This window comes from Rathayibacter sp. AY1F6 (assembly GCF_002932035.1).
Lineage (GTDB): Bacteria > Actinomycetota > Actinomycetes > Actinomycetales > Microbacteriaceae > Rathayibacter.
Map to the genome: position 1 here is coordinate 1 of NZ_PSVD01000042.1, position 1825 is coordinate 1825.

Sequence of the window (1825 nt, forward strand, 5' to 3'; positions counted from 1 at the left end):
GCCGGGACGCTCCTGAGGCGTCCCGGCTCCCGAGTGGCGGGGTGGTGCAGGGGGGTGGGGCTGGTGATTTGGGATCAGGAGGCGGCGATCGCCTCGGTGACCGCGGAGCGGGCGTCGGCGGCGCTGTCGGCGGCGAGAGCGAGCTCCGCGTACCGCTTGGCGTCCTCGAGGGTGTGCTCGGCCAGCTCGGCGCGGACGTCGGCGAGAGCCGACGGCGACATCGAGAGGGTGGTGGCGCCGAGGCCGACGAGGACCACGGCGAGCAGCGGGTCGGCGGCGGCTTCTCCGCAGATCCCGACGGGCTTGCCCAGCGCCGCTCCCGCGCGGCCGACCTCGCCGACGAGGCGGAGCACGGCCGGGTGCCACGGGTCCTGGAACGCCGAGACCGTGCCGAGCATGCGGTCGGCGGCGAGCGTGTACTGGGTCAGGTCGTTGGTGCCGATCGAGGCGAAGTCCGCGACTCCGAGGATGCGGTCGGCGAGCAGGGCGGAGGAGGGGACCTCCACCATCACTCCGGCGGTGCGGATGCCGAGCTCCCGCGCCATCGAGGTGAAATAGCGGGTCTCGTCCACGGTCGCGACCATCGGCGCCATGACCCAGAGGTCGGCGTCGGTCGCGGCATCGGCCTGGGCGAGGGCGGTGAGCTGGTCGCGGAGGATCTGCTCGCTGGCGCGGAGGGCGCGCAGTCCGCGGAGACCGAGGGCCGGGTTCTCCTCGTGGTCGTCGTTGAGGAAGCTCAGCGGCTTGTCGGCGCCGGCGTCGAGCGCGCGGACGACGACCTTGCGGCCGGGGAACGCAGCGAGCAGGCGCGTGTACTGCTCCGCCTGCTCGGCGACCGAGGGCGCCTCCTTCGCGTCGAGGAAGAGGAACTCGGTGCGGAACAGCCCCACTCCCTCGGCGCCGAGCTCGACCGCGTTCGCAGCGCCGTCGGCCGAGCCGAGGTTCGCGAGCAGCGGCACGGCGTGGCCGTCTGCCAGCGCGCCGGGAACGACCGGTGCGGCGAGCATCTCGGCGCGCTCGGCGATCGAGGACTTCGCGGCGCCGATCTCGGCGTCCGAGGGGTTCACCGTCACGACGCCGGAGGTGGCGTCGAGGATGACGAGCTGGCCGTCCCGCAGGTCGAGGGCGCCGGTGGTGCCGACGATGGCGGTGATCGACTTCTCCCGGGCGAGGATCGCCGTGTGCGAGGTCGGTCCTCCGTCGCTGGTGATCAGACCGAGGACCTTCTCGAGGTCGAGCAGCGCCGTGTCGGCCGGAGCGAGGTCACGGGCGACGAGCACGAACGGCTCGTCCGACTCGGGGACGCCGGGAGCGGCGACGCCGCGCAGGTGCGCCACGACGCGCTGCGAGACGTCGTCGAGGTCGGTCGCGCGCTCGGCCATGTAGCCGCCCATCGCCACGAGCAGGTCGCGGAAGCCGGCGAAGGCCTCGTGCACGGCGCGCTCCGCGGTCTTGCCCCCGGCGATCCGCGCCTTGACGTCGTCCGCGAGGGACGGGTCCTCGGCCATCAGGGCCTGGGCGTCGAGGACGTCCTTCGCCGAGCCGCCGGCCCGCTCGCCGCGGTGGCGGATCGTCGCGGCGGTGGCGGAGAGCGACGAGACGGCGCGCTCCTCCTCCTGGGCGACGCTGCGGGTGCTGGCGGTGTCCTCGGGCTCGGGCAGCGGCTCCGGCATGCGCAGGACCGGCCCGAGGGCCAGCCCACGTCCCACTCCGGTGCCCTGGAGCTTGGCGGAGGCGTAGGCGGTCTGAGGAGTGGACAGCGTCATGGGTGCTCGTTCCTGTCGTGCGGAGTGCGGGCGGGAGAAGAGGAGGCGGGGGCCGGGTG

Annotated in this window: 1 protein-coding gene; it reads right to left on the minus strand. The window is 74.1% G+C overall.

Going from position 1 to position 1825, the window contains the following annotated elements:
• Positions 1–74: 74 nt before the first annotated feature.
• Positions 75–1673 (minus strand): phosphoenolpyruvate--protein phosphotransferase, encoded by a 1599-nt coding sequence (gene ptsP, locus C5C44_RS16580; RefSeq protein ID WP_258069271.1) that lies wholly within the window; start codon positions 1671–1673, stop codon positions 75–77.
• Positions 1674–1825: the final 152 nt, after the last annotated feature.

Coding starts and splice junctions, on each gene's coding strand:
- ptsP (WP_258069271.1), bottom strand. CDS start 1,673: ATGCCGGAGCCGCTGCCCGAGCCCGAGGACACCGCCAGCACCCGCAGC.